Origin of the sequence: Clostridium algoriphilum, from assembly GCF_020443705.1 — a bacterium.
Classification (GTDB): domain Bacteria; phylum Bacillota; class Clostridia; order Clostridiales; family Clostridiaceae; genus Clostridium_AD; species Clostridium_AD algoriphilum.
Window position 1 is genome coordinate 33,593 of sequence record NZ_JAIZZK010000027.1, and the last position, 26,556, is coordinate 60,148.

The window sequence follows — 26,556 nt, forward strand, 5'->3', positions numbered from 1 at the left end:
GAGGAAAATGTGATATGAGTATTAAATATATAAAAAAAATGCCTACTGCAAAGGAAATCATGGAAGAAATGCCTTTATCAAATCATATTAAAGATATCAAAAAAAGTAGAGACATTGAAATAAGGAAAGTTTTTGAGAATGAATCTGATAAGTTTCTCCTTATAATTGGACCATGCTCGGCTGATAACGAAGACTCGGTGTGTGAATATATAGGAAAGCTTGCAGAAGTTCAGGAAAAAGTAAAAGATTCTATCATTATTATACCTAGAATTTATACAAACAAACCGAGAACTACGGGTGAAGGATATAAAGGTATGGCATCTCAACCAGACCCAAGTAAAGAAGCTGATATGGATGCAGGATTAAGGGCCATTAGAAAACTTCATATAAAAGCACTAAGTGAATATCACATGCCTGCTGCAGACGAAATGTTATATCCAGAAAATTATACATATCTTTCAGATTTATTAAGTTATCATGCAGTTGGAGCTCGCTCTGTAGAAAATCAGCAACATAGATTTGCCGTAAGTGGCATTGATATGCCTGTTGGCATGAAGAATCCAACTAGTGGAGATCTAACTGTAATGCTAAATTCCATTAAAGCTGCACAGGATGGTCATACTTTTATATATAGTGGCTTTCAGGTTGAAACATCAGGAAACCCTCTTGCACATGCTGTTTTAAGGGGAGCTGTGGATTCTTATGGTAAAAACATCCCAAATTATCATTATGAAGATTTGATTAATATTGCTAAAGAATATGAAAAACAGCAACTTCTAAATACCTCTATTATTGTAGATACTAATCATGCAAATTCAATGAAGCTTTATAAAGAGCAACCAAGAATAGCAAGAGAAGTGTTAATGAGTAGGAAAGATGACTCTCTACTTAAAAAAATGATAAAAGGATTTATGATTGAAAGTTACATTGTAGAAGGTAAACAAGATGTAGGGTGTGGCACTTATGGTAAATCCATAACAGATGCATGTTTAGGATGGGAAGATACTGAAAAATTAATTTATTATATTGCTGAAAATTTATAGAAGTTTTATGTAACAGCAAAAGTTTACTTTATAGAGCAATCTGTGGGGTAGGCTTTTTTTAGCTAATTAAGTGCAGCGATGCCATCCATAGTCATGTATCCATCCAAAAATCCTTTTTAAACCACCTCCTTTTAAAATAAAAAAAGTTTAGCATTTTAATATTGTAAATTGAAGCAAACAAAAAACACTATGATTTCTCATAGCATTTTTTTAAGTGAAGATGAATAATTTTTCTCTAAAAGAACTCCAGAACGGAACCAGTTAATAGCATTCTATATTAGTTTCATTATAATAGACTTTTAGGCAGTTACCATTTCTTAAATTAACTTTAATTGATATATCTTTTCCAGGTTCATTACATTCTTGAAACCCCGTAATAAGATCTTTGGATTGTTTGCTTTTCAATTCTAAATAGTCTTGAAATAATATTTCATGTTTATACATTATTAAAATCCCCCTCTAACTCTTTATTTCCAAATTAGTTTATTCCTTATTTACATTATTTACCACAATAAAATTATTTATACATAACAATTAAAGTTAAGTTATTATATGTGACAGATGAAACAAATATTTATTTTAAATTTTAGAATTTACTTATTTTTTCTTTCTTTTTATAAACCAGATATAAACGACATCTATATTGGCATAGTTTTACATCTCCTAAATCAAATTTATTTTACCACCAACCAAACATTTCTTATATGCTATAATTTGTTAAAACATTATCTTCATTAATTCAACTATATTGGTTAAAATATGATAAAATAAGACACCAATATACATATTATAACATGTATATTTATTCTTGTATATATTATATTATGAATTTATAGAAAAAATTACAAATATACATAAATATACATAAATATACAAAAGAGCGGAGGTCAAAATGAAAAACCTATTTAAAAGATATATATTAGAAATTAAGATAGGAATGACTTGTGAAGCACCGGTTATTCCTAAACGGGAAAAGATACTATCCTTTTTACTTAAGAAGATAAAATTTAAAAATTAAATTTAATGCACAAAAGAATTAGAATAGAATGTATATTAAACATAGACAGCTGTTTTTGGGGTATAATAAATTAACAAAATAACAAACCTTATCTTGAAAGTATTCATTGTGAATATTAATTTAGAAGGTAGCAGTTGCAAATTCCTTTAAAATGTAAAAGATCTAAAAAAACATGGAAAGAGTAGGTAAAAGTCATGAAAAACGATACAAACAAAAATATGGAACTGATGAAAAAAATTATTGAAGAAAGAAAAGCTAAATCTTCACAGCAAAAAAATACTAAGAGACCAGCAATTTACGGAACACAAAGTCCAGCATCTGGTAATGGTGGAGGGTTAGTTGGTAAATAATCTATAAGTATAGAATAAAAGTTATCATAAATAACAAGGGAATTCGAACAAATACCCTTGTTTATTTTTATATTACTTTATGCCTGTTTCAAGGATTCACTCAAATAGGGCGTACAAAAGCCACCTTCATAAAGGTGGCTTTTTATACTATAAATATTAATTATCAATCAACCGTGTTATATTATCTCACCTTTCAAAAATTGAAGTAGATTCATCTTCATTTAAGGCATACTCTTTTGGTTTTATTGAAATGTTGGAAATTACAAAAGCTAGTGAAGCAGGTATAAGCCATGAGAATCCTGCACCTGCTAGAGGAATAAAGTTAATAAATCCAATACTATTTGCATATATACCATTTATAGTATCTAAAATACTTATAATCAGCGTTGTATATGTAGTTATAGCAACAACTTTATTACTTTTAACTTTATCACCAAGCAATGTAATAAATATTTGAACAATTATAATTGGATATAAAATTTGTAAAACAGGACCTGCCAATGTAATTATACTATCAACGTTGTTTGTAGCGATTAATCCACTTACGGCGACCATAATAACAGCAGCAGTTTTGTAAGATACTTTGTTCTTTGAAAGATTAGCAAAAAAATTTGCTCCACTTGCGAGTAATCCTATAGCAGTTGTTAAGCATGCAAGAGAAACACATAAACTAAGAAGAACTGCACCAACACTGCCTAGGTCTAACTTAACAAGTTCTGTAACTAGATTAGTTCTAGTTATATTTGCTGGGAACAAAGTACTTGTTTGTGTTCCAAGATACATAAGTCCAGCATATACAAAGGTTAAACCCGCTACAGCAACTATTGCTGATTTTATAGTCATCTTCATTATATCATTTGCATTTTCATAACCTTTTGCTTTAACAGATGAAATAATTATTCCTGCAAATATAACAGAAGCCATAGCATCCATTGTTTGATAACCTTCTATTAAAGCTTTTGAGAATCCGCCTTTGTAAGATGTATTTACAATTGGTCCAATAGGATCTATTATTCCTTTAAAAATAATTATAGCTAACATTAATAAAAGTGTGGGGGTAAGTATTTTACCTATATTATCAATTATTGAAGAAGGTTTGAGTACAAATGCAAGTGCTATTGCAAAATACAATATAACTACTATGTTTTGTGGTACAGATGGAAATATAGGATGTATTCCAAGTTCGAAAGTTGTTGCGGCGGTTCTTGGGATTGCCAATAACGGGCCTATAACAAGAATTAAAGCTATGCCTGTTATTATAGCAAATTTTTTACCTACTCTATTGGCCATTTTGTCGTAAGTACCATTAATTTTGGCACAGGCAATTACTCCAAGTAGTGGAAGACCAACTCCTGTAATGAGAAAGCCTATTATAGATGCAAAAAATGCGCTTCCTGCAGTTTTTCCTAAGAATGGTGGAAAAACTAGGTTTCCTGCACCGAAAAACATTGCAAATAGTGCAAAACCTATAACCACGGAATGTTTTGTTGAATCTTTCATTTATGTATGCCTCCAAGATGAATTAATTTATGTAATTTAAAAATAATCAAATTAGTTACATTATAACTATCTTTCTTAACAAAGCAAAGAATAATAACTTTTAGTTTCCATTAAAGGTAAAAAGGTATAGCGAAATACCTCTAAGGATATAAGACAAACTGCAACGTTTAAGGTACCAGGTGAAATAGTTTCTATTTTTATGGAAGTTTATCTATCCTGTAATAACATATTAATAATACAAATATAATACAAATATAATATAATATAAAAAGCTGTAATTTGATAAATTAAAAATGTTTTGGTTGGTGGAAAAAACATCAGTAGTAAATGTAAGAAGATGTTGATATTATAATTATTTGTAAAAACTAAAATGAAAATCAAAAGGAGAGTTGATTTGAACAATCTAGAAATATTAAGAAAAAGAAATAAGCTCATGGCAGAAATAATGTGGATAATGTCAACAATATACATCGGATTTTCTGCTTTATCTGGAGTTGATAAAAAGGCTTGATTTTAGGCGGAATCAATGACCAAAACACAAAAATGGGAAATATTATTATAAGTTTTAAAGATTTAGAAGAGTTCATTAGCGAACTTAGAAAGGTAAAAGCCTGAGGGGTAAAGTGTAATTGAAATGTCTATTATTATACTTTACAAAATTAACAAGGGAATTCGAACACATTCCCTTGTTAATTTTAAGAGATGAGATTAATCAAAAAGATGTGGGAGTCTACTATCCTTATACGGCACAACTATCAACAATTTTTCCTTTGTTTGTTATTAAGGGTTTAGCTACTTGTGTCATTGAGATTGGGTCTAATATTTCTCCTAATTCCTCTGCAGTTAAAATTCCTTCGCTTAAAACAATTCCTTTAACTGATAGGCCAGTTTTTAAAGCTATTTTTGCAATATCAGCTGATTTTTTGTATCCAATATAAGGACAAAGTGCGGTTACTATTCCTATACTACCATTTAGAAGATCTGCGCATCGTTCTTTGTTAGCGGTAATTCCCACAATACAATTATCTACAAATGTCGTAGTTGCATTTTTAAGAGTTTCAACAGATTCAAATAAGTTATAGAAAAGAACAGGTTCAAAGGCATTAAGCTCTAATTGTCCTGCTTCTGCTGCCATAGTTATTGTAAAATCATTTCCTATAATATTAAAAGCAACTTGAGAAACTACTTCTGGAATAGTAGGATTTATTTTACCTGGCATAATTGATGATCCATTTTGCTTTGATGGTAAATTTATTTCGCCTATACCAGTTTTAGGGCCACTTGATAATAGTCTTAAATCATTTGCCATCTTAGATAGATTTACTGCACAGGTTTTTAGGGCACCTGATACACATACAAATCCATCAAGATTTTGAGTTGCGTCAATTAAGTCTTCGGCTTGAACCACATTAAATCCGGTTACTTTTTGAAGGTTAGATATAATATTATCTAAATATTCTGGGCTCGCATTTATAGAAGTTCCTATAGCAGTGGCGCCAATATTTAAAGTAAGCATTTCCTTCTCAGCATTAATTAGCCTATTAACATCACGTTTTATCATTGAAGCATATGCGTGAAATGATTGACCAAGTCTAATTGGGACTGCATCTTGAAGTTGAGTACGTCCCATTTTTATAATATTATCAAACTCTAAAGATTTTAATTCAAGAGCATTATACAGCCTTTTAAGTTCTGCAGTCGCTTTTGGTAACATTTTTAGAATTGCAATTTTTCCAGCAGTGGGGAATACATCATTGGTAGATTGAGCCATATTTACATGATCATTAGGACTAACAATGCTATAATTACCTTTAGTCCCGCCAAGTAACTCAATAGCTCTGTTCGCAATAACTTCATTAGCATTCATATTTGTAGAAGTACCTGCACCACCTTGAATTGGATCAACAATAAATTGATCATGAAACTTTCCAGATATAATTTCATCACAAGCATTTATAATTGCATTCGCGATTTTAGTATCTAACATATCTGAATCTCTATTTGTAATAGCGGCTGATTTTTTTATCTCCGCAAGACTTACTATAAGTGCTGGGTAGATTGCTCTATTTGTAATATGAAAATTATTATGAGCTCTTAATGTTTGAATACCATAATAAGCATCCATTGCTACTTTCATATTTCCTATTAAATCAGATTCTATTCTTGTTTCCATATAAATTCCTTCTTTCTTATTTTTTCGTATTTCTAATATATGCAGATTAACATGGTTTCATATGTATGTAAATGACTAGGGGGAAGTTGTGAATAAAAGCTAAAAATAAGCATGTTATACTTAATTTAAATTAAATTAAATACAATTGGAGTTAACTTTATTAAGTGGATATTTAGATGATTTATGTTAGAGGAGAGCAATTACTACTGAATATGATGTGAATAATTTATATTGAAAGTAGTATTTTGGATACTATATAAGTTGAAAAACACAATGCAAAGTTAATATATTTAATGAATCGTATAGGAATGGATTGCATATTCGTATTAATGACCTTATTATATTAATGTATCCGTAATAAAATCGAGATATAGGTAATTTTAATATAGCAATAAATTAATGCTATATTAAAGAAGATTATGACAGTGTTATTAGCTAAATATAACAATGTATATATGTATAGAACAGTATAAACATACATTACTATAATTTTAAAGCTTCAACTATTAATAAAAGGAAAGGGGTGAATGTTAGTAAGGAATGCATAAATGGGATGAATCTTACTAATACCTAATATATGGACAAAATTGATTTAAAACTTATTGAACTTTTACAAAGAAATGCACGTAATTCGCTTAAACATTTAGCACAAGAGGTGTTTTTATCAACTCCAGCCGTGTCAGCTCGTGTTTTAAAGCTTGAAGAGGCAGGAGTTATTACAGGATATTCTGCACATGTTGATCCACTAAAATTAGGATATAACATTAAAGCCTTTATAAACTTAGAAATGTCACCAAAACAAAAACCAGAATTTTATCCTTTTGTAGAAACATGTCCTAATGTACTTGAATGCAACTGTGTAACAGGAAAGTATTCAATGCTTATTACAGTCGCTTATCATACAACTGTAGAACTTGATGCCTTTATCAACGAATTGCAGAAATTTGGCAATACAGAAACACAAATTGTGTTTTCAACAGCAGTTGAACATAGAGAAATTGATGTATCTACTTAAGATAACAAATTTAAATTACCAAAAGCATAAGATTTTAGGGTGCGGCGACTGAGAAGTAAGAACCTAGTGGATTCAACGATTATTAAAAGGGGAGTTCACTTTGTGAACTCCAAGCCCAGCATCATGAAATGTTGGAGGGTTAGTTGGTAAATAATTATTTGATTAATCCTTCTGCTACATTAATTATAAAGTCTTGGACGTTTGTAACTAATGTCTTAACTTCTAATGTTCCTCTATCAGATAATTTGTTAACAGAGAACTCTTGTATATCTATAGAATATATATATACTGGTCTAACAACCCCATTTTTTACAGTGTACGATGGAGTCATATTTCCTGCAGCTATCGTATGAAGTACTGATGATAAACATATGAGCATAGTTGCCGCTCGTGTATGTTTTCTCATGGCATTTTGAGATTCATACACATTATCATAAACATTTGGCAATGTATATCTATCTCTTATACTACTAGCAAGTACCACAGGAACATCATTTTCTACACACGCTTTTAATATACCATCCTTAACCACTCCCGAATTTATAAGCTCGACCAGTGATCCTGCGCGTCTAGCCTCATTTATAGTTGCAATATAGTTATAGTGAGCATTTTCATGAGACTCAAAAGTTTCCTGACCTGATATTGTTTTGAACATTGCTTTTTCTAAATCATAAGTAGCAAGGGTATTTCCAGATAAAACAGCTTGAGCATACCCATTTTCGACTATTGACGCAAAGGCAGCTCTTGATTTATCATCTAATGCAATTGAGGGTCCTAAAACCCAAACTATTTTTCCAGCATGTTCCTTTTCGTATTGCATAACTTCATATAATTCATCGTAATCTTTAGAGAAGGCTGTTTCTCTTGATCGCCCACTTCTAAATGCAAAGGTATCAGCATCTCCATCCTCAGTAGCAAACCCTCCAGTATACATATATATACCTTCACTTCCATCTTCAGTTCTTCCTACGATAACTTTATCGCCAACCTTTAAATTTCTAAATTCCACAACATTTATGTCATCATCTGGAGTAACAATTGCAACGCTATCCATACGGCTTTCATTAGCTATTACCCATTTACCCTTAATCTTAAAATATTCAGGATATATTGATAATGCATGATAATCTTTATGAGCAACGCCTTCTTTAAGTACTTCTTCAATTTTACAGTCCGGAGTATTAACAAAGAAATATTGCGAGAAATCCGGCGGTGTAAACTTTGGTAATTTAAAAGTCATTTAAGATCTCCTCCTTACTAATATAATAATGTATGTAATATTAACACAAGTTTTTTTGAACATTAACGACAAAATCTTGGACATTAGTAACTATTGTTTTAACACCTATGTATTCTCTAGCGACTGATACTTGATTAACTGCATATTCAGCAATGTCTACAGAATAAAAATATACTGGTCTTACTTTTCCCTCTACAACTCTATAAGATGAAGCTAAGTTTGCAGTTGCTACTGAGTGAAGAATCGTAGCTAGACAAATTATTACTGTTGCTTTATCTGTTTCTTCTTTCATAGCATCGAGTCCACAAGATACATCATGATAAACCGGTGGAAGGGGCCCATCATCCCTTATTGATCCAGCAAGAACTATAGGTATATTCTTCTCTATACAGGTTTTCATAAATCCATCTTTTATATTTCCTTCATCAAGTAATGCCTCTATAGAACCAGCGCGTCTAGCCTCATTTATTAGATCTAAATGGTTATAATGGCCCATTTCAACAGATTTTTGAGTATATATATTTTGACCTAAGGCTGTTTCGAATAATCCTCCCTCGAGATCATGGGTTGCCATAGCATTCCCAGCCATAAGAGCATTTACATAACCATTATCAGCAAGGTCTGATAATGCAGCTCTAGTATCATAATCAAAAACCACAGCTGGGCCTAGAACCCAAACTATATGTCCATTATTTTCTTTTTCATATTCTAGTAATTCATATAATTCTTTATAATCGCTTGAAAATGAAGACTCAACAGATCTTCCTGTTCCTATCTTTGGTAAGTTATCAAATCCACTAATATGCTTGTATATACCTTCACTTCCATCTTTAGATTTTCCTAAAACAACTTTATCGTAAGCTTTAAGGTTTCTAAATTCTACGATTTCTACAGTGTTGTTATTCCTAACAACAGCAGTACATTCTATAGATGTTTGGGTTGGAAGAACCCATTGTCCTTTAATTTTAAAATATTCAGGTGATATAGAAGTTATTAAGAAACCTTTAGGAGCAACTCCATTTTTTTTAACTTCACCTATTCTAACATCTGGTGCGCTAGCAAAAAAGCTCTGGGAGAAATCTGGTGATGCGAACTTTGGTAATTGAAAACTCATTTGAACGTTCCTCCTTTATGGTAATAGTATTTAAAATAATGTACATATTACATTATAAAATATAATATCTTGATTTACAACGAGTATTGTCGCCCCATTTTGAAGTATACCCTTATAGGTAGACAAAATGATATAGGACACATAATTCTTGTATAACCATTATTGTTGTGACTTGCGCCGAAGTTACCATTCGAATTAACTTATATTTAATTTCATGACTTACAGTAAACAAAAAAGGAATTGGGCAAGATATTGCGCCAATTCCTTTTTGAAATATTATCTAAATTTACAATATATAGCTTAATAATAGCATTATGTTAAGTGCAGCTACTATAAGTCCAATAATCCAAAGAGTAATTTTATCAAATCTAGTGTTAGCATACTTGCCCATAACTTTTTTAGAAGAAGTTAGATATATCTGAAGGAATATAGTTATAGGAAGTTGTATACTTAAGAGCATTTGTGAGTAGATGAGCCCTTTAAATGGTTCTGTTATAAAAAATATAACTATTGCAGCACCAACTAAAGTAATCCCTACACCAAGTTTAGTATGAATATCATGAATATCATATGGTTCCCCAAACATCCCTGCAAAAATACTACCACCAGCCATACCTGCAGTAACTGATGAAGATATTCCAGCAAAGAGCAACGCTAAAGCAAAGACCACTGATGCTGTGTTTCCAAGTAACGGTGTCAGCATTTGTTGAGCTTGATTAAGCTCTGTAACTTGAACTTTCTGCGAGAAGAAAGTAGCGGCCGCAATAAGAATCATAGCACTATTTATAGCCCAGCCTACTATCATTGAAAAAAAAGTGTCCATAAATTCATATTTAAGTTGTTTCTTTATTACACTCTCATCTTTTAAATTCCACTGACGACTTTGTATTATTTCCGAATGAAGAAATAGATTATGTGGCATTACAACTGCGCCTAGAACACTCATTATTATTGGAATAGACCCCGTAGGAAAAGAAGGTTTAACCCAGCTTATCATAGCCTTTCCCCATTCGATATGCACAAGGCTTAATTCGAATATAAAAGATATTCCTATTATAGAAACAAAGCCAATAATCCATTTTTCTAGTTTTTTATAAGAATTTGTAAATAACATCCATAAAATCAAACATAAAACTAGTACTGTTCCGAGTTTTATAGGTATACCAAATAACATGTTTAAAGCAATAGCACCACCAAGCAGTTCTGCAAGGGCAGTAGATACTGCAGCTAGCACAGCAGAACCAAGCACCAATTTGTTCAGTCTTGGTTTTAATGTGGAGGTAGATGCTTCTGATATGCAACTACCTGTAACAATTCCAAGATGGGCGGCATTATGTTGAAGAACAATAAGCATAATAGTTGAAAGAGTTACCATCCAAAGTAGAGTATAGCCAAAATTAGCACCAGCAGAAACGTTCGCTGCCCAATTTCCGGGGTCTATAAACCCTACAGTTACTAGTAACCCAGGTCCAATATACTTTAAGAAATCTAATGCCATAAGTTTAGGTTTATGACCTTTTTTTGAAAGAATTTTAGTAAATGAAAAACTCATTATAGCACATCCGTCCTTTATTATTATATAACACATATTATATAGTAATTATTATTTAAATCAACATTAAAATCCTATTACCAAAATAAAAACAATAAGTCGATTAAACTGTAATATTTTAAATAGGCATCCCACAAATAGGATATGTTTGATGTTTAAAATTTATATATAAACTAATGAAGATTATTTAAAAACAGTTAAGAAACGTAAGTAGGAAATGAATTATGCGAATTAAGGAGGTTTTTAATCGAAATTAAAAGTACCAATTATTATATTGATACTTTTGTAATTAGATTATTTAATTTAATACGCAGTTTAAAGAGAATCCAGAAATGTTTCGTATGTATCTTCAAATGAGTCGTATGGACTGGGATTTCCACCGTTTGTGCTTTTACATTGGTTGTCGCTATATTCCTGCCCAATTGCGAAAAGTTCTCCAATAGTTATAGGATGTCCTGCATCGCATGCTATTTTACAAAAGGTATCCATGGGGTCAGACGCTGAACGGGTTGCAAGCAGTCTCTTTTTTAGAAAAGGGTCTTTTTTAGTATCAGAATAGAGTAGTTCCAATTCAACAATTGTTTTGTTCATGATTACAGCTCCTTACTTTAAATTAATATTATTATAGCACTATAGCAGAATGCAAGCTAATGGATGATAACATATATGCAGCCTTTACAATTCCCGCGGATTATTTACAATGGTTTTATTTTAATAGTAATTACTATTATTTTAAATGATTTTACCTAAGTAAACGTATTATCAACCCGTTTGAGAAGTTGCTAAGCCCTTATATATCATAGTATAATTTTAACTTAGGTTAAAATTATGAGTTGTTTTAGGAGATGAAAGAATTATATGGGGTCAGATATTATAGTAGGAGTTATAGGCATTGTGATAATAGCAATGGGAATAATGGGATTTATAAAAGAAATGACATTACTAAAGGTAGAATGTGAAGAAACAAGGATAGAAAATGAAAAAACTAACATGCAATTGGCTAAAAATATTATTTGTTAAATAAAAAAAGTTTAGCAATCTAGACTGGTACATATAGACTAGACAGTGATATGCTCCCCTTAAAGTAGACAGATTAAATAATAAAAATCTGTTACTAGAAAGGGGAGCATTTTTATGCCTAAAAGAACTAAATAGCAAAACAAATTGTGTTCACAATTTGTTCGCGACACTTGAAGGCGTTTATGAGTGAAGCGAAGTTGCTATTTAGTACAGCTAAATCTGCAAATGAATTATATTTAAAATTCACAAGGAATAATAGAGTTATATATAGAAGTAATATAAGAAAAGGTATAGATATTCATAGTGGGTCATTTCAACCCAATCTACATACCAAGTTTTTCTACGTATTAGATCCAAATGGATTAAAAATCCAGTTCGTGGAGAATATTATAGAATAAAAAGAAGTGATAATTCCCCAAGTACCTGAGCCATTACATAAATCGGAAGCAAAACAGACAATCTGTGTTGTTACTAACACGGAGCTCGCTAATGATAGAAGTTTAATTAAAATAGTTATTGTCAATGGTCTTGTGCATTAATTATAACTTTTAAGGAGATGTAAACTATGGAACAATATTATCTTAGTTTTGATGCAGGAACTCAAAGTGTAAAAGTGGCTGTATACAATGAAAATATGAAATGTATAGCGAAATCATCAAATCAGACGACTATGAAATATCCGCATCCAGGATGGGTTGAGATGGATGCGGATGAATATTTGTCACTTACAAAGCTGGGTATGAAACAGTGCATCCAGCAATTAAAGAAACAGGGAATCAATCCGAGCTTAATCAAAGCAATTATGGGTGATGGAATTATCTGCGGAATCGTCGGTATAGATGAGAGTGGAAAGGCAATCACACCTTATATAAACTATTTAGATTCAAGAACACAAAGTGATGCTGAAGATCTTAAAAAAATGGATTTGGATATTTGGGGAAAAGAAACGGGGAATGCTAATCCCAGTTGTATGTTCCCCGCATTACATGCAAGATGGCTATTAGCCAATAATAAAGAGTTTAAGGAAAGAGGCAAAAAATTTGTTCACAATGCTCCTTATATTCTGTTAAGCCTTGCGGGCTTAGAAAGCAACGATGCTTTTGTTGACTGGGGAGCAATGTCAGGTTGGGGTCTTGGATACCATGTATACGAAAAGAAATGGTCTGATGAACAGCTTGCTATATTAGGAATCGATAAAAGCTATCTGCCTAAAATTGTAAAGCCTTGGGATATTATTGGAACTTTATCGGAAGAAGCAGCAAAGGAAACTGGGTGCCCGGTTGGTATTCCAATTTGTGCTGGTGCAGGTGACACAATGCAGTCCATACTGGGAAGCGGAGTCATTGAAGCAAACAAGGCTGTGGATGTTGCCGGAACATGCGCTATGTTCTGTGTTTCTACAAATGGAATTATTCCGGAACTAAGCAAAAAAGGGAGCGGACTGATTTTTAACAGCGGTACCTTGGAAAATACATATTTTTATTGGGGATTTGTAAGGACTGGAGGTTTAGCACTCCGCTGGTTTAAGGATAACATTTGTCAAAAATCACATGATGACAGCTATTATCAGTTGTTAAGTAAAGGAGCAGAAAAAGTTGTACCGGGATGCAATGATGTTATTTTTTTACCGTACTTAACTGGCGGATATGGCGAATTTTCAAACGTCAAAGGTTGTTTTCTGAACATGACTTTGGATACAGACAAGTTTGTTTTATGGAGAGCTGTCCTTGAATCAATTGCCTATGATTATATGGAAATCACAGATGCTTATCGAAATGCTGGTATTGAAATAAACAGAATTACCATTACTGAGGGTGGAAGCAGAGATAATCTGTGGAATCAAATTAAAGCAGATGTTATGGAAAGTGAGGCAATCACATTAGAAATTCTAGGTGGTGCTGTACTGACAAATTGTATTATTGCTGCATATGCAACCGGAGATATAGAAGATTTAAAACATGCACTTATTAGTAATTTGAGTATTATTAATACATACACTCCAAACAGTAATAATTCAGAAATATATAAAAATCAATACAAAATTAAAAAAGATGTATTAAAAAAGTTGAGCAATTAGCAAAAAATCACTAAATAAATTAAATGATTGGAGATGGAAGTTATTATGAATTTAAAAATACAAAAGACAGATAAATTAGCTATATTACCGCAATATGCCCATTTAGGAGACGCTGGTATGGATCTGTTTTCTATAGAAGATAGGGAAATTGCTCCAGGCGATACTGCACTAATTCATACAGGCATAAAAATTGAATTGCCTAAAAGCACAGAAGCACAAATTAGACCTAGGAGTGGTTTAGCTCTTAAAAATTCAATAACAGTACTTAATACTCCTGGAACAATTGATGAAGGATATAGGGGTGAAGTAGCTGTAATACTTATAAATCATGGTAAACACATATTTAAAGTTGAAAGACATATGAAGGTTGCTCAAATGGTTATTAAACCTGTCATAAGAGTTAATGTTATAGAAGTGGAGAACTTATCTGAAACTGAACGAGCAGAAGGTGGATTTGGATCTACAGGGCTTAAATAATAAGTATGGTTGTTATAATGAAACACCTACAATAATATGTTATGATAATAAGTTCATAGTTTTATGCTCCACTCCTTAATAAGCATCTAATACTTATTAAGGAGTGGAGCTTTTGCTTTATATTAATATTGAAATCTTTATAGAATCCTTATAAATGTTGTTTGTGTAACTAATAGTGAATTTATTTAATACAATGGAGAGAAGGGGGGATGATTTACGTTAATGGGAACAATCATGCTGATTATCGCTATAATTACTGAAATTGTATTTGCAGTGTTCTGCATATGTACGAAATCTCTTAACAAAAATATCAGGAGCATTATGGGCATTGGCGCATTCGCGGTGTTTGTGATATCCCTACTGACATCGGTCATTCGCTGGAACTATCGATGGAAATGTCTTTTTGCCCTGCTTCTCGTGTGGGCGATCATCGGCAGTATAAGCCTGATAAAGGTAAAGTTGCAAAACAAAAAGACTGCGGATGGGAAAATGATCGTAAAAGACTCCGTTAAAGTCGACGGTAGGACAGCGAAAATTCAGTATAAGTGCAGATACGTCATACGCAAGGCTGTCGCTATGCTGCTGCTTGTAGCCATTGCGCTGATTCCCGCACTGGTCTTTACTGAAAATGAGCCTATAGGAAAGACCGGCGAGCACAAGGTCGCAACAGCAATATATACTTATACCGACGAAAACCGTATAGAAACCTACACTGATACTGGAGAAAATAGAAAGTTAAACGTGGAGTTCTGGTATCCTGAGGATTACGACGGAACATATCCGCTTGTAGTATTCTCACATGGTAGTTTTGGTATAAAATCAAGTAACGAGTCCCTTTATAATGAGCTTGCTTCTCATGGATATGTTGTGTGCTCAATCGATCATACATATCAATGTTTATCTACTACTGACGTGGATGGAAACAAAACTTCAATTGATAAGGGATTCATGCAGGAAATCTTCACCCAAGACGCACATTCTGAAAAACAGAAGTGCTATGAGCTTTATCAAAAGTGGATGGGAATTCGCACTGGCGACATTAATTTTGTGATAGATTATATCCTTGCAGAAGCAGAAAAAAATGATGCGGATACAGTATACAAACTTGTAGACACCGCAAAAATCGGAGTTATGGGACATTCTCTCGGCGGATCTGCGGCTCTTGGCATAGGAAGGATGCGCGACGACATCAGTGCTGTGATCGCGCTTGAGTCCCCGTTCATGTGCGATATTGAGGGCGTCAAAGACGATGAGTTTGTTTTTTTAGATGAGGTTTATCCGGCGCCTGTACTTAACGTGTATTCGGATAATTCGTGGAGTCATCTTTCCGAATGGGCTCAGTATGCGGAAAATTATGCGATGCTTTCAAATACGAAAGCAACCGCTTTTAATGTATATATAAGCGGGGTTGGGCATCTTACCTTGACAGACTTAGCTTTGACGAGTCCATTCTTGACGCGTTTTCTCAACCGACGGAAATCAACTACTGATACCGATTACTGCTTAAAAACGATAAGCAAGGTCTGCCTTGAATTTTTCGACTGCTATCTGAAGGGAGAGTGCAAGTTTACATCAGGCGGGACGTATTAGGAGATTATTATTAACGATGGGTTACTAAAATGTAGGTTTATTGCAAATTAACAGAGAAATTTGTTGATTACACTTTTGACATTTTGAATTGGGGTTGCGCCCTAGAATTTGCTATCAAGTATTACTATACTTACTCTTGATGAGATGCTAATAGAGAAGGAACTTGTTAAAAAAACAAGCTCCTTCTCTATTAGTGAAAATAATTATTTTGTTTATTTTCTATTCTTTGTAATTTGAAAGTGTAGTAGTAACTGTCTGTAATGCAGATTGCACAGCATTAAGAGTATTCTGGATTTGTTGTCTATTCTCTTCTTTTTCTACTGTGTTTATTGCTTCATTAAGACTAGTACTTGAAGTTTGAAGTTTGTGATATACATCTTCAACGTGTTGTCTTGCATTTTTTTCCATATTAATTTCCTCCTTCATTTCTTAATAATACGGTTATAGTATTTGAATTTAACTAAAAAAAATACTTAAATAATCAAAGTTTATAGTAAACATAAATTTCCAGTTGATTCAAAATAGAAAGTAATTTCTTTACATTTATATTGTATGACATCAGGAGAAATTATTTTTCAGGGGCATACATGGAGTAGAAATGATCTTTCTTATATTGGAACTTTAATTGAATCTCCACCGCTTTATGAAAATCTTACGGCGGTTGAAAACCTGAAAGTCCGAACCATTCTTTTAGGACTATTATCAAAGGAAATGCTGAATTGTTATCTGATTCAACAATAAATAAGGAGCAGCAGGAATACGTTAATTATATTTCAAAAAACAGCAGACAGATTGAGAAGTATATTAAAATTCTAATCGAAATTTCAAATTCAGAAAAAACTCTCTTTCTACAACTTAAAGAAATAGATTCTATAATTTTTATTGATACAATCCACAAAGGGACTTAAAGTTGAATTCATTAAAAGTGACGTACCTAAGTCAATTATGATTGACCAATCCTTACTTTACCGTGCCATTATGAATGTCATTTCAAATGCAGTTGATTATTCCTCTAATAAAGGGAAGGTTTGTTTTGAGATAAAGTTAGTAGATAATAAAATAAAATTTATAACAACAGACAGTGGTAAGGGTTTTTCAAGAGAGGATATTAAATCAGCCACAAAACAATTTTATATGGGCGATTCTAGCCGCGTATCAAAAATTCATTTCGGGATAGGCTTGTACATTACCGAATCATTTGTAAAGTTGCATGGGAGAGCGCTTTATATAGCTAATTCACCTATCACTGGCGGCGTACAGGTGACAATAGAAATACCAACTTATTAATGTAGTTATATCACAAATAAAATAAAAATAGGTCGCACTTCAAATGCAGTTCGTTATAAACAACTGTAAGAATTATTAAAGAGATTAGATGATTTTTTCTTTATTATTTTTAGTTTGTATCTTCAAAAACTTGTAAAACTGTATTCACAATCTGATCAATTGTCGGAAAATAAGATGGGTGTTTCGAATTACCATTTTCGACAAAAATAAAACCATCATTTTTTAATGTCCGTACATTACGCTGCACGCTTGGGCTATTGTACATCATGTCGTTGATATGTGTGGCAATGACTTTTGGTCCGCGCATCGACATAATGGTCGTGGACAGCAAATCATCGGAAATCCCATTAGCAGCTTTCCCCAAAATATTAGCGGAAGCGGGAGCAATCAAAAGTAAATCTGTCTTTTGGGAAAGCGACTTATGGTTATTGTCCCATGTTTTAGGCGGATCAAAGGATTGTATTTGGATGGGATGATCAACACTGCGCTGCAACATGAGCGGTGTAACAAAATTTGTGGCATTTTCCGTCATAACAACATATACGTCCCCATGCTGTTTTCTTAGTTCATTAATTATATTTAAAGCCTGCACGGCCGGGCTACACCCAGTAACAGAAACTACGATTTTTTTGCCATTTAGCATATTTACACATCCTTTTCATATTTACGGCAATATAATATTGAGTTTACTATCTATGTCGTTTTTTCCTATAATTATGGCACATTGCCTGTCAAATCAAATAAGCTCATATTTCAGATCCATTTCTTGTCCATATTCTCAATTTTCTCAATTTTGTAAATGTTAACACTATTATGGCCATACTGTCAAGGTTAAAATAAGGCTTTTAATATGTAGCATTTGCTTAATTAAGATTCCAAAGAGTTAGAAACAAAATACAGAAATTGGTAACGATTTTAATTACTGTATTAAATTTGCTCACGAACCTCGAGGGTGATTATGAGTGAAGCGAATTTGCTAAAAATCAACTAAATTACAGAAAAGAATTGATAGGAATACATTCCTTAAAATCTATTTTAAATAGAATATATTTTAAAGATATACAGAGTTATTAAAAGTGATTTTAATTATATTCACACAAAATTATTTAAAAAACTATAACTTTTACATGTTTTCATGCTATATTTTATAAATAAGTTAAGGAGGAGTTGTAATGTTTGTAGCTGATAATAAAGACAATCGAATACAAGATTTAGAGTATGCATTGAAAGAGATGGGATTGAAATATGAGTCATTAAAATACAATTCACATAAAAAGTTGAAAGAATTGCTATTTTGTTATAATAAAGGTAACTATTAGTCTGTTATTTATGAAACGGGAGGAAAAATATGCATAAATTCATAAAAGGTATGTTAAAATTTATAATATTTATATTTATAGTTCTATGTATTAGTTGGTTTGGATTAAAGTATTACTTTAGTCATGTCAACATAATTGCTAATAAGGTGCGTGCTGACGTGCTCACTCAAGTACAAGCTCATCATAGCCAGTTATTAACGTACAAAGATATACCGGAAATGTATCGAAATGCTATTATCTCAACTGAGGATCGCAGTTTTTTCACAAACAAAGGGATAGATGTCAAAGGAACCATACGGGCAGTTTTTGTGGACATTGGAAGTGGGCAAACCCTTCAAGGTGGCTCTACAATTACGCAACAGTTGATTCATAACACACCTTTAAGTAATACAGCAAAATCATTAACGTGGAAATTACGTGAGAGTGTCTTTGCCATTGGGTTGTATGATACGATGAGTAAGCAAGAAACATTTGCATTTTACACCAATGTTATATACTTCGGACATGGGGCTAATGGATTGTACCAAGCAGCAGAGACTTACTTTGGAAAAGCTCCATCGGAATTGAACGCAGGAGAACTGACCATGCTTGCTGGCCTTCCAAATGCTCCAAGTGTCTATGATCCATATAAAAATAGGACACTTGCCCTTGAAAGGCAACATCTTGTGGTTCAAAATATGGTTGAGAACGGAGTGATTAGTGAACTTCAAGCGACACAGATTATCAGCGAACCCATTGTGTTGAAATGAATTTTTTCAGGAATCGGTAATGTAGAGGGCAATTTCTGTTTGTTTTAGCAGTTGAACATAGAGGAATTGATGTATCTACCTAAGGGAAACCTATTGTAATACTAAAAGGTAAGGTAAAGCAGCTTGTTAAAAAGTTTGAATATAAATTACATATAAGCACATCCCATAAAAAGAAAACTGCAATTGATTTTGCAGTTTTGGAGGAGGATAAAAATGAAAATCGCAACAACACAGATAATGAGAAAGATTGATAGCTATTGTATAGACGTTTTAGGGATCCCGGGTATTGTACTAATGGAAAATGCAGCACTAAAGGTAATGAAAAATATACGGTCAAATAATAAAAAATTCGTAATTGTTTGCTCCAGTGGGAATAACGGTGGAGATGGTTTTGCAGTAGCAAGGCATCTTTTAAATAGAGGAAGTTATGTCGAGATATTTTCTCTTGGCTCAGAGGAAAGTATGAGCGCAGATACCTTGGTCAATCTTAATATTATAAGAAATATGGGTATGAAAATAATAAAAGTAAATAACAATGAGGATCTGGAAGTTTTAAGAGAAAGCATAATTAACTGCGAAACTACTATTGATGCAATTTTTGGAACAGGATTATCTAGAGAAGTTGAAGGCATTTATTCTTTAGCAATTACAATTATAAATGAGAATAGTAAGTATATTTTATCTATTGATGTCCCATCAGGATTTGAGTGCAATAGTGGAAAAGTGATGGGAAATTGCATTAAAAGTAATAAAACAGTTACATTTGAACTTTATAAAAAGGGTTTTCTTGGATATGACACGGATTCCTTTACTGGAGAAATTGTTATTGAGAAGATTGGAATACCAAGAAGTGTAGTAGATAAATTTCATGAAAATGAATATATAATGGATATAGACTTTATTAAAAAGTTAATTAAGCAAAGAAATAAGTATTCACATAAAGGTGATTATGGAAGAACACTTATTTTGGCAGGATCTCTAGGATTTACAGGTGCTGCGTATATTTCAACACAGGCTGCTGTTCGAAGTGGAGCTGGGCTTGTTACACTATGCTGTGATAGCTCAATCCAAAACATACTAAGTGGGAAATTAGTTGAAGCGATGACTGCCTCAACTAATGATGAAAAAAGATTAGATTCGTTAATAACTAAGAGTAATTGTATTGCAATTGGTCCAGGACTAGGAAATAATCACAGTACTCTAAAATCACTTCAAAAAATTTTATTGAATTCTAAATGTCCTGTTGTAATTGATTCAGATGGTTTAAATGTGCTTGAGGGGAACCTTGAAATGCTTAAAAATAAGAAATGTCAGATAGTTCTTACACCTCATATGGGGGAAATGGCAAGAATATCGGGGTTTTCAATAGATGAAATAAATGAAAACAAAATAGATATAGCAAAAAAATTCGCAAAAAAACACGATGTTGTTTTGTTACTTAAAGGATTTAATACAATAATTACGGATGGTAAAACCCTGCAAATTAATCCTACTGGGAGTAGTGCAATGGCATCAGGGGGAATGGGAGACTGCTTAACTGGTATTATAGCGTCTTTCATATCTCAAGGTTATGACATATTGACTGCAGCATGTGTTGGTGCATATGTTCACGGTTACTGCGGGGATAAACTTTCAAAGAAAATGTTTTGTGTAAATGCAAATCATATTTTAGAGGCACTCCCTTCTATAATAAAAGAAATTCAAGATTTAGAATAATATTATTAATGATATAAAAAGATATTTTATAGCATAAAACCTCAATATTTCCGGGGAAATTAAATTTAATTGTAATAAAATGGTATTAAGAGAAGCAATCTAAAAAATTCACAATATTTTTCGAAAACATTATCATTCAAGAAAGGATGAAGACATGACCAATAAAAATACCAACAACAAAAAGTAGGCGCTACTCAAAGGGGAGTTTGTGGGGTATAATAAATTAGTAAAATAACAAGACATACCTTTAAAATATTTATTGTAAATTAATTTAGAAGGAATCGGTTATAAAGTATTTTTAAAGATATAAAAAATAAAAAAAAGAAGGTAAAAATATGAAAAATGATATAAACAAAAACATGGAAATAATGAAAAAAGTTATTGAAGAAAAAAAAGCGAAATCTTCTATGCAAAAAAATTCTAAGCGAGCATCGATACATGGAACACAGAGCCCATCATCAGGTAATGGTGGAGGGTTAGTTGGTAAAAATAATAGGGGGCAATAAATTCCTTTGTTATTTTTATAAGATGAATTCTTCTGATAAAAGTAAAAACTTCCAATTTTCGCTAAAGTTTTTAATGAATAAATAGGTTAAATTTAGCTCAAATATGATATTATAAGTGTATAATAACTAAAATCGTAGGAGCTTAATATTCTAGAGAACATTTAAAAGATGGTTTCGATATCGTAAGCTAATCAAAATTTATGATTATAGGGTAGCAAAAATGGAATTGAAACCCTAAAATATATTAAAATTGATAAAATCATAGATATGTTAACAAGTGTATAATATCAAGTGGATTTTTGTTAAATGAAGTAATAATAAATAAGTAAAGTGAGGAAAGTAATATGAATATCAAATTTACAAAAAGAATACCTACTGCAGAGGAAATTATGGAAGAAATCCCTCTAACAAATTCTATTAAAGAGATTAAAAAAAATAGAGATATTGAGATAAGGAAAGTTTTTGAGAATGAATCTGATAAGTTTCTCCTTATAATTGGGCCATGCTCGGCTGACAACGAAGATTCAGTTTGTGAATACATAGGAAAGCTTGCAAAAGTTCAGGAAAAAGTAAAAGATTCTATTATTATTATACCTAGAATTTATACAAATAAACCTAGAACCACAGGTGAAGGATATAAAGGTATGGCCTCTCAACCAGACCCAAGTAAAGAACCTGATATGGTTGCAGGATTAAAGGCCATCAGAAAACTTCATATAAAAGCATTAAGTGAATATCATATGCCGGCGGCAGACGAAATGTTATATCCAGAGAATTATACATATCTTTCAGATTTATTAGGGTATATCGCAGTTGGAGCTCGCTCTGTAGAAAATCAGCAACATAGATTTACAGTAAGTGGTGTTGATATGCCTGTAGGGATGAAGAATCCAACTGGTGGAGATCTAAGCGTAATGCTAAATTCAATTAAAGCTGCACAGGATGGTCATACTTTTATATATAACGGCTTTCAGGTTGAAACATCAGGAAACCCTTTTGCACATGCTGTTTTAAGAGGAGCTGTGGACTCTTATGGTAAAAATATTCCCAATTACCATTATGAAGATTTGATTAATATTGCTAAAGAATATGAAAATCATAAACTTTTTAATCCTTCTATTATTGTAGATACTAATCATGCAAATTCAATGAAGCATTATGAAGAGCAACCAAGAATAGCTAGAGAAGTGTTAATGAGTAGGAAATATGATTCTCTACTTAAAAAAATGATAAAAGGATTTATGATTGAAAGTTACCTTGTAGAAGGTAAACAAGATGTAGGGTGTGGCACTTATGGAAAATCAATAACCGATGCATGTTTAGGATGGAAAGATACTGAAAAATTAATTTATTATATTGCTGAAAATTTATAGAAGCTTTTATAGCAAAGAACTCTGAGGAATTACACTCGGAGTTTTTACTTTTTGTACAGATGTAAAAGAAAACTAAGTATTAAATAAATATCCTTAAATGAATGTGCTGGTATTGTAGCGAGATAACAGAGAGTATATTATATATGAAAATGAAACAGGATTGGTGCCTATTTATAAACATCAGCGTCTGAGAAATTCGCAGGAAATACAATTTAAGCAGTTAGGAAAGGAGTAAACAAAAAATGAAGTATTTGGTTATTGGAGCAGGTGGCACGGGGGGATGCATTGGAGCCTATATGGCGGAAGCGGGGAAAGATGTTACGCTGATTGCCAGAGGTAAACATCTCGAAAGTATTCAGAAAAGTGGACTTAAGGTAGAAACTACTTGGAAAGGAAATTATACTGTTTCACCGATAAAAACATATGATATGGAACATTATCAGGAACAACCAGATGTGATTTTTGTTTGTGTGAAAGGCTATTCTCTGGTGGATACAGTTCCTTTTATTAAACGGGTTGCCCATAAGAATACCGTAGTGATTCCGATTCTAAACATTTATGGAACTGGAGGGAAATTGCAGAAAATGTTGCCGAAACTTTTAGTTACAGACGGTTGCATTTATGTATCTGCCAATATTAAAGAGCATGGAACTCTTCTGATGCATGGTGAAATTTTCAAAATTGTTTATGGGATTCGTAACGCATCAGAATATAGACCTGTTTTAAAACAGATAGAACAGGATTTGAAAGAGAGTAATATTCTTGGAGTTTTATCAGATGATATCAGGAGGGATGCTTTGCAGAAATTTTCTTATGTATCAGCAATGGCAGCTTGTGGCTTATATTATGATGCAGAAGCAGCACCTATGCAGAAATCGGGAGAAATCAGAGATACTTTTGTTGCATTAATCAAGGAAATAGATGCTCTGGCTATAGCTATGGGGATTTATTTTACGGTAGATATAGTGCAGATTAATTTAGATATTCTGGATAAACTTGCGCCTACGGCATCTACATCCATGCAAAGGGATATTGCTCAGGGGAAAAGGTCAGAACTTGACGGGCTTATATTTGAAGTAGTTCGTATGGGCGAAAAATATGGAGTACCTGTGCAAACATATAAGAAGATAACAGAAAAATTCAGAGATTATCCCACCTCATAACTTATTAGGTGGTTAAATATAATAAATTAAAGCAGGTGAATGAAATGAGTTCTAACAGACAGTTAAAGTTTTTATTCAATATAAGTAAAAAAAAACCAAACAGCATTAAAGACAAGAAGACTCCATGTCCATTTTGTGATAGAGAAGGGTTAACAGGAATTATAGATGGAGAAGGACCATTCATTTTAGTTAAAAACAAATATCCTACATTAGAAAGTACACTTCAAACAGTGCTAATAGAAACAAGTAGTTGCGATGTTGATATTACAATGTACGATAACGAATATATGAGAAACTTATTAAAATTTGGAGTTAATCATTGGTTGAATATGGAGAAAAGCGGTGATTTTAAATCTGTAATGTTTTATAAGAATCATGGTCCTTATTCAGGTGGGACTATTAATCATTCACATATGCAGATTGTTGGACTAAAATCTATAGATTATAAAGAATTTTTAAAGGATGAGTTTTTTGAGGGAATAATAATTAATGAGTCGGATGGATGTGTGCTTAATCTTTCAACCAAACCCAAGATGGATTTTACTGAATTTAATATTATAATAAATAATATTAATAATTTAGATATAATGGCTGATAATATAAAGAAAGTTGTGAGTTATATATTAAATGATTTTTATGTAAGATGTAATAGTTATAATCTTTTTTTCTATGATTGGAAAGATAGTATAATTTGTAAGGTTATACCTAGATTTATTACATCACCATTATTTATAGGCTTTTCTATTTCTCAAATTACAAACCAAACGGATGAAATTGTTAGTCAAATTCAACAGTTGTATTTTAAATCTTAATTTAACGTAAGTGGTTAATAAGTAAGAAGAGGTGATGTGGTTGAATGCATCAGAGAGTGCTTTTATCGGATCAGTATAGTTTACTATGTCAATTGGTAACTTTCTTGCATATTTTCCAATAAGCAAAAGATTTATATGATTATCATCTATAGAAATAGCTTTTAAATTATCCAATATAAATCACCCCATATCATATTTTTTAAGGATTAATACTCGTAATTGCTTCTTTACTATAATCTTATTGATAATATGCATGTTGCTTGCTCACAAGAGGGATAGATGAACGCTTCTGCAACTCATCAAAAACAATGTGTGGTGTATTACCTGATAAAGCTATAAAATCTGCACCGCTGGCTATCAAGTTATTGATTGCCACCATTAAATAATTGGTAAGTTCTTCATATTCTTCAAACCCATTTAATATAATAAGGATGGGAAAACATAAAGTCGTGAAATAATTTATTTCACAACTTTTGTTGTATCCTTATTATAAATTAACTTTTCTAGAATTAATAAGTTCTCTATATGAAAAAAGAGCCCTGTTATGAGCATCTTTGGTTAAAGCAATCCTTATATAGATATCGTAAAAGAGTTGGATTTTCAAATAATTGAAAAATCATTTGAAAATCCAACTCTTTTAACAATTTTCTATATAACCAATAATAGTAATGCTAATCGTCATCTTTTATATTTCAAATAGTAGAGATATGGTCAGCAAGGCCCAACATCTGAATCCAAACCTATTCAAAATGCGAAAAACTTATATCTTTGAATACAGGTTTTGATTATGAAATAAATTATTTTAAAATTTTTATATCTTTATACAAGACCATTATATTCATCTGTATCATATTTTAATAATAATTGTGTTAAATGCTCAGCATGTCCCTTCTCTTCATTAATTATTGAAAATATTGCATACCTGACATCAGGATATGGAATGATAGCTAACATTTGTTCATAGAGAATTACAGCTTCAAATTCGCCTTTTATGTCTTCTCTTATATTATTTAGTATAACCTGTTTATTGTAGTTAGGTGTAAATGCCTGCATTGGTGATTTCGGACCTGATTTATCGCCTATATGTTCTTTATAACTTTTATATTGATTGGGGTCATATTTACGTAGCAATGTAAGAATCATACCGTAGTGTTTTTTTTCATCTCCCATTATAGTGTTCCAAGCTGCATTTATGTCTTCCATGTTTGAATTTGCAATATGTTCGGCGTAACCATTTATGGCAATAATTTCAGCTATTAATATTTCTCTTAATTTATTTGTATCAAGTCTCGCAACACCCTGTGGTTGACCATATCTGTTTGTGTAGCTCATTTTTATACCTCCAATATTTATTTGATAGTGTTAACACTATCTTTGTTTTATTTATTTGAATCCTTGCATTAGCAAGGGTTTAAGCTACTTTTATAATAAAAAAAACAATGACCCCCTCTATTTGTTATAA

Annotated in this window: 29 protein-coding genes and 2 pseudogenes; 20 read left to right on the forward strand and 11 right to left on the reverse strand. The window is 32.1% G+C overall.

All coding sequences use genetic code 11. The annotated features are described in order from the left end of the window. The first annotated feature begins 14 nt into the window (after positions 1-14). Positions 15-1,043, forward strand: coding sequence for a 3-deoxy-7-phosphoheptulonate synthase (locus LGK95_RS16880; protein WP_226126005.1), 1,029 nt, complete (start codon positions 15-17; stop codon positions 1,041-1,043). Between the two features lie 261 nt (positions 1,044-1,304). Here the strand turns inward: LGK95_RS16880 and LGK95_RS16885 are convergent, their stop codons facing one another. Further along, on the reverse strand, positions 1,305-1,487 hold the full coding sequence (locus tag LGK95_RS16885; protein WP_226126006.1) for a hypothetical protein: 183 nt from the start codon (positions 1,485-1,487) through the stop codon (positions 1,305-1,307). Between the two features lie 448 nt (positions 1,488-1,935). Between LGK95_RS16885 and LGK95_RS22495 the strand changes: the two genes are divergently transcribed. Together LGK95_RS22495 and LGK95_RS16890 are read left to right on the forward strand one after the other, a co-directional pair. After that, the gene (locus tag LGK95_RS22495) at positions 1,936-2,061 is read left to right on the forward strand and encodes a hypothetical protein (protein ID WP_264174592.1); all 126 of its coding nucleotides are present in this window, start codon (positions 1,936-1,938) and stop codon (positions 2,059-2,061) included. A gap of 194 nt (positions 2,062-2,255) precedes the next feature. Beyond that, positions 2,256-2,411 carry a hypothetical protein gene (locus LGK95_RS16890; RefSeq protein WP_226126008.1) on the forward strand — a complete coding sequence of 52 codons (156 nt, stop codon included), beginning with the start codon at positions 2,256-2,258 and terminating at the stop codon, positions 2,409-2,411. Positions 2,412-2,597: 186 nt separating this feature from the next. Here LGK95_RS16890 and brnQ read toward each other — a convergent pair whose 3' ends face one another. Beyond that, on the reverse strand, positions 2,598-3,911 hold the full coding sequence (brnQ, locus tag LGK95_RS16895; protein WP_226126009.1) for a branched-chain amino acid transport system II carrier protein: 1,314 nt from the start codon (positions 3,909-3,911) through the stop codon (positions 2,598-2,600). 370 nt (positions 3,912-4,281) lie between these two features. Between brnQ and LGK95_RS16900 the strand changes: the two genes are divergently transcribed. After that, complete coding sequence (locus LGK95_RS16900) at positions 4,282-4,422, forward strand: hypothetical protein (protein ID WP_226126011.1); 141 nt, start codon at positions 4,282-4,284, stop codon at positions 4,420-4,422. A 228-nt stretch (positions 4,423-4,650) separates the two neighbouring features. Here LGK95_RS16900 and LGK95_RS16905 read toward each other — a convergent pair whose 3' ends face one another. Further along, a complete protein-coding gene (locus tag LGK95_RS16905; protein WP_226126012.1) occupies positions 4,651-6,084 on the reverse strand; it encodes an aspartate ammonia-lyase in 1,434 nt (477 codons plus the stop codon). Between the two features lie 577 nt (positions 6,085-6,661). Between LGK95_RS16905 and LGK95_RS16910 the strand changes: the two genes are divergently transcribed. Beyond that, positions 6,662-7,099, forward strand: coding sequence for an Lrp/AsnC family transcriptional regulator (locus LGK95_RS16910; RefSeq protein WP_226126014.1), 438 nt, complete (start codon positions 6,662-6,664; stop codon positions 7,097-7,099). 154 nt (positions 7,100-7,253) lie between these two features. Here the strand turns inward: LGK95_RS16910 and LGK95_RS16915 are convergent, their stop codons facing one another. The 4 genes from LGK95_RS16915 to LGK95_RS16930 form a co-directional block, all read right to left on the reverse strand. Beyond that, complete coding sequence (locus tag LGK95_RS16915) at positions 7,254-8,339, reverse strand: ornithine cyclodeaminase family domain (protein WP_226126015.1); 1,086 nt, start codon at positions 8,337-8,339, stop codon at positions 7,254-7,256. Between the two features lie 40 nt (positions 8,340-8,379). After that, positions 8,380-9,453: an ornithine cyclodeaminase family domain gene (locus LGK95_RS16920; RefSeq protein WP_226126017.1), complete on the reverse strand. Its 1,074-nt coding sequence runs from the start codon at positions 9,451-9,453 to the stop codon at positions 8,380-8,382. A gap of 286 nt (positions 9,454-9,739) precedes the next feature. Beyond that, positions 9,740-11,005 carry an Nramp family divalent metal transporter gene (locus LGK95_RS16925; protein ID WP_226126018.1) on the reverse strand — a complete coding sequence of 422 codons (1,266 nt, stop codon included), beginning with the start codon at positions 11,003-11,005 and terminating at the stop codon, positions 9,740-9,742. Between the two features lie 315 nt (positions 11,006-11,320). Beyond that, positions 11,321-11,596, reverse strand: coding sequence for a hypothetical protein (locus LGK95_RS16930; RefSeq protein WP_226126019.1), 276 nt, complete (start codon positions 11,594-11,596; stop codon positions 11,321-11,323). Positions 11,597-11,863: 267 nt separating this feature from the next. Here LGK95_RS16930 and LGK95_RS16935 point away from each other — a divergent pair, with 267 nt between their 5' ends. From LGK95_RS16935 to LGK95_RS16955, 5 genes and pseudogenes are all read left to right on the forward strand, one after another. Then, positions 11,864-12,025: a hypothetical protein gene (locus LGK95_RS16935; RefSeq protein WP_226126021.1), complete on the forward strand. Its 162-nt coding sequence runs from the start codon at positions 11,864-11,866 to the stop codon at positions 12,023-12,025. A 284-nt stretch (positions 12,026-12,309) separates the two neighbouring features. Then, positions 12,310-12,423: pseudogene (locus LGK95_RS16940) on the forward strand (VOC family protein); the annotation flags it as partial. 167 nt (positions 12,424-12,590) lie between these two features. Next, on the forward strand, positions 12,591-14,102 hold the full coding sequence (locus tag LGK95_RS16945) for an FGGY-family carbohydrate kinase (RefSeq protein WP_226126023.1): 1,512 nt from the start codon (positions 12,591-12,593) through the stop codon (positions 14,100-14,102). Between the two features lie 42 nt (positions 14,103-14,144). Further along, entirely contained in the window at positions 14,145-14,579 is a 435-nt protein-coding gene (gene dut, locus LGK95_RS16950; RefSeq protein ID WP_226126059.1) for a dUTP diphosphatase, read from the forward strand. 222 nt (positions 14,580-14,801) lie between these two features. Then, entirely contained in the window at positions 14,802-16,169 is a 1,368-nt protein-coding gene (locus LGK95_RS16955) for an alpha/beta hydrolase family protein (RefSeq protein WP_226126024.1), read from the forward strand. A gap of 219 nt (positions 16,170-16,388) precedes the next feature. Here the strand turns inward: LGK95_RS16955 and LGK95_RS16960 are convergent, their stop codons facing one another. Continuing rightward, positions 16,389-16,577 (reverse strand): EscE/YscE/SsaE family type III secretion system needle protein co-chaperone, encoded by a 189-nt coding sequence (locus LGK95_RS16960; RefSeq protein ID WP_226126026.1) that lies wholly within the window; start codon positions 16,575-16,577, stop codon positions 16,389-16,391. Between the two features lie 147 nt (positions 16,578-16,724). Here LGK95_RS16960 and LGK95_RS22865 point away from each other — a divergent pair. The 3 genes and pseudogenes from LGK95_RS22865 to LGK95_RS16965 form a co-directional block, all read left to right on the forward strand. Continuing rightward, a pseudogene (locus LGK95_RS22865) lies at positions 16,725-16,868 on the forward strand (lantibiotic ABC transporter ATP-binding protein); the annotation flags it as partial. 20 nt (positions 16,869-16,888) lie between these two features. After that, complete coding sequence (locus LGK95_RS22870; protein WP_404814469.1) at positions 16,889-17,077, forward strand: hypothetical protein; 189 nt, start codon at positions 16,889-16,891, stop codon at positions 17,075-17,077. After that, on the forward strand, positions 17,052-17,456 hold the full coding sequence (locus LGK95_RS16965; RefSeq protein ID WP_226126028.1) for an ATP-binding protein: 405 nt from the start codon (positions 17,052-17,054) through the stop codon (positions 17,454-17,456). Before LGK95_RS22870 ends, LGK95_RS16965 begins: the two co-directional genes overlap by 26 nt. Positions 17,457-17,565: 109 nt before the next feature. On the opposite strand, the gene LGK95_RS16970 is transcribed toward LGK95_RS16965, so the two are convergent. Beyond that, entirely contained in the window at positions 17,566-18,099 is a 534-nt protein-coding gene (locus LGK95_RS16970; protein ID WP_226126029.1) for a flavoprotein, read from the reverse strand. Between the two features lie 529 nt (positions 18,100-18,628). Here LGK95_RS16970 and LGK95_RS16975 point away from each other — a divergent pair. The 7 genes from LGK95_RS16975 (at position 18,629) to LGK95_RS17005 (ending at position 25,094) form a co-directional block, all read left to right on the forward strand. Further along, positions 18,629-18,775 (forward strand): hypothetical protein, encoded by a 147-nt coding sequence (locus LGK95_RS16975; RefSeq protein ID WP_226126031.1) that lies wholly within the window; start codon positions 18,629-18,631, stop codon positions 18,773-18,775. 29 nt (positions 18,776-18,804) lie between these two features. Further along, positions 18,805-19,524, forward strand: a complete 720-nt coding sequence (locus LGK95_RS16980) for a biosynthetic peptidoglycan transglycosylase (protein ID WP_226126033.1) — start codon at positions 18,805-18,807, stop codon at positions 19,522-19,524. A gap of 213 nt (positions 19,525-19,737) precedes the next feature. Further along, on the forward strand, positions 19,738-21,240 hold the full coding sequence (locus LGK95_RS16985) for an NAD(P)H-hydrate dehydratase (RefSeq protein WP_226126035.1): 1,503 nt from the start codon (positions 19,738-19,740) through the stop codon (positions 21,238-21,240). Positions 21,241-21,575: 335 nt separating this feature from the next. Further along, on the forward strand, positions 21,576-21,746 hold the full coding sequence (locus tag LGK95_RS16990; protein ID WP_226126041.1) for a hypothetical protein: 171 nt from the start codon (positions 21,576-21,578) through the stop codon (positions 21,744-21,746). Between the two features lie 344 nt (positions 21,747-22,090). Continuing rightward, positions 22,091-23,119 carry a 3-deoxy-7-phosphoheptulonate synthase gene (locus LGK95_RS16995; RefSeq protein WP_226126043.1) on the forward strand — a complete coding sequence of 343 codons (1,029 nt, stop codon included), beginning with the start codon at positions 22,091-22,093 and terminating at the stop codon, positions 23,117-23,119. Between the two features lie 242 nt (positions 23,120-23,361). Next, entirely contained in the window at positions 23,362-24,282 is a 921-nt protein-coding gene (locus tag LGK95_RS17000) for a ketopantoate reductase family protein (RefSeq protein WP_226126045.1), read from the forward strand. 44 nt (positions 24,283-24,326) lie between these two features. After that, positions 24,327-25,094: a DUF4931 domain-containing protein gene (locus LGK95_RS17005; protein ID WP_226126048.1), complete on the forward strand. Its 768-nt coding sequence runs from the start codon at positions 24,327-24,329 to the stop codon at positions 25,092-25,094. 238 nt (positions 25,095-25,332) lie between these two features. Here LGK95_RS17005 and LGK95_RS17010 read toward each other — a convergent pair whose 3' ends face one another. Continuing rightward, positions 25,333-25,557 (reverse strand): aspartate/glutamate racemase family protein, encoded by a 225-nt coding sequence (locus LGK95_RS17010; protein ID WP_319001936.1) that lies wholly within the window; start codon positions 25,555-25,557, stop codon positions 25,333-25,335. A gap of 356 nt (positions 25,558-25,913) precedes the next feature. Further along, positions 25,914-26,426, reverse strand: a complete 513-nt coding sequence (locus tag LGK95_RS17015; RefSeq protein WP_226126050.1) for a ferritin-like domain-containing protein — start codon at positions 26,424-26,426, stop codon at positions 25,914-25,916. Between the last annotated feature and the right edge of the window lie 130 nt (positions 26,427-26,556).

Excerpts from the sequence above, each read along its gene's own strand:
- LGK95_RS16880 (WP_226126005.1), top strand. The coding sequence starts at position 15 with ATGAGTATTAAATATATAAAAAAAATGCCTACTGCAAAGGAAATCATG.
- LGK95_RS16885 (WP_226126006.1), bottom strand. The coding sequence starts at position 1,487 with ATGTATAAACATGAAATATTATTTCAAGACTATTTAGAATTGAAAAGC.
- LGK95_RS22495 (WP_264174592.1), top strand. The coding sequence starts at position 1,936 with ATGAAAAACCTATTTAAAAGATATATATTAGAAATTAAGATAGGAATG.
- LGK95_RS16890 (WP_226126008.1), top strand. The coding sequence starts at position 2,256 with ATGAAAAACGATACAAACAAAAATATGGAACTGATGAAAAAAATTATT.
- brnQ (WP_226126009.1), bottom strand. The coding sequence starts at position 3,911 with ATGAAAGATTCAACAAAACATTCCGTGGTTATAGGTTTTGCACTATTT.
- LGK95_RS16900 (WP_226126011.1), top strand. The coding sequence starts at position 4,282 with ATGAAAATCAAAAGGAGAGTTGATTTGAACAATCTAGAAATATTAAGA.
- LGK95_RS16905 (WP_226126012.1), bottom strand. The coding sequence starts at position 6,084 with ATGGAAACAAGAATAGAATCTGATTTAATAGGAAATATGAAAGTAGCA.
- LGK95_RS16910 (WP_226126014.1), top strand. The coding sequence starts at position 6,662 with ATGGACAAAATTGATTTAAAACTTATTGAACTTTTACAAAGAAATGCA.
- LGK95_RS16915 (WP_226126015.1), bottom strand. The coding sequence starts at position 8,339 with ATGACTTTTAAATTACCAAAGTTTACACCGCCGGATTTCTCGCAATAT.
- LGK95_RS16920 (WP_226126017.1), bottom strand. The coding sequence starts at position 9,453 with ATGAGTTTTCAATTACCAAAGTTCGCATCACCAGATTTCTCCCAGAGC.
- LGK95_RS16925 (WP_226126018.1), bottom strand. The coding sequence starts at position 11,005 with ATGAGTTTTTCATTTACTAAAATTCTTTCAAAAAAAGGTCATAAACCT.
- LGK95_RS16930 (WP_226126019.1), bottom strand. The coding sequence starts at position 11,596 with ATGAACAAAACAATTGTTGAATTGGAACTACTCTATTCTGATACTAAA.
- LGK95_RS16935 (WP_226126021.1), top strand. The coding sequence starts at position 11,864 with ATGGGGTCAGATATTATAGTAGGAGTTATAGGCATTGTGATAATAGCA.
- LGK95_RS16945 (WP_226126023.1), top strand. The coding sequence starts at position 12,591 with ATGGAACAATATTATCTTAGTTTTGATGCAGGAACTCAAAGTGTAAAA.
- LGK95_RS16955 (WP_226126024.1), top strand. The coding sequence starts at position 14,802 with ATGGGAACAATCATGCTGATTATCGCTATAATTACTGAAATTGTATTT.
- LGK95_RS16960 (WP_226126026.1), bottom strand. The coding sequence starts at position 16,577 with ATGGAAAAAAATGCAAGACAACACGTTGAAGATGTATATCACAAACTT.
- LGK95_RS16970 (WP_226126029.1), bottom strand. The coding sequence starts at position 18,099 with ATGCTAAATGGCAAAAAAATCGTAGTTTCTGTTACTGGGTGTAGCCCG.
- LGK95_RS16975 (WP_226126031.1), top strand. The coding sequence starts at position 18,629 with ATGTTTGTAGCTGATAATAAAGACAATCGAATACAAGATTTAGAGTAT.
- LGK95_RS16980 (WP_226126033.1), top strand. The coding sequence starts at position 18,805 with ATGCATAAATTCATAAAAGGTATGTTAAAATTTATAATATTTATATTT.
- LGK95_RS16985 (WP_226126035.1), top strand. The coding sequence starts at position 19,738 with ATGAAAATCGCAACAACACAGATAATGAGAAAGATTGATAGCTATTGT.
- LGK95_RS16990 (WP_226126041.1), top strand. The coding sequence starts at position 21,576 with ATGAAAAATGATATAAACAAAAACATGGAAATAATGAAAAAAGTTATT.
- LGK95_RS16995 (WP_226126043.1), top strand. The coding sequence starts at position 22,091 with ATGAATATCAAATTTACAAAAAGAATACCTACTGCAGAGGAAATTATG.
- LGK95_RS17000 (WP_226126045.1), top strand. The coding sequence starts at position 23,362 with ATGAAGTATTTGGTTATTGGAGCAGGTGGCACGGGGGGATGCATTGGA.
- LGK95_RS17005 (WP_226126048.1), top strand. The coding sequence starts at position 24,327 with ATGAGTTCTAACAGACAGTTAAAGTTTTTATTCAATATAAGTAAAAAA.
- LGK95_RS17015 (WP_226126050.1), bottom strand. The coding sequence starts at position 26,426 with ATGAGCTACACAAACAGATATGGTCAACCACAGGGTGTTGCGAGACTT.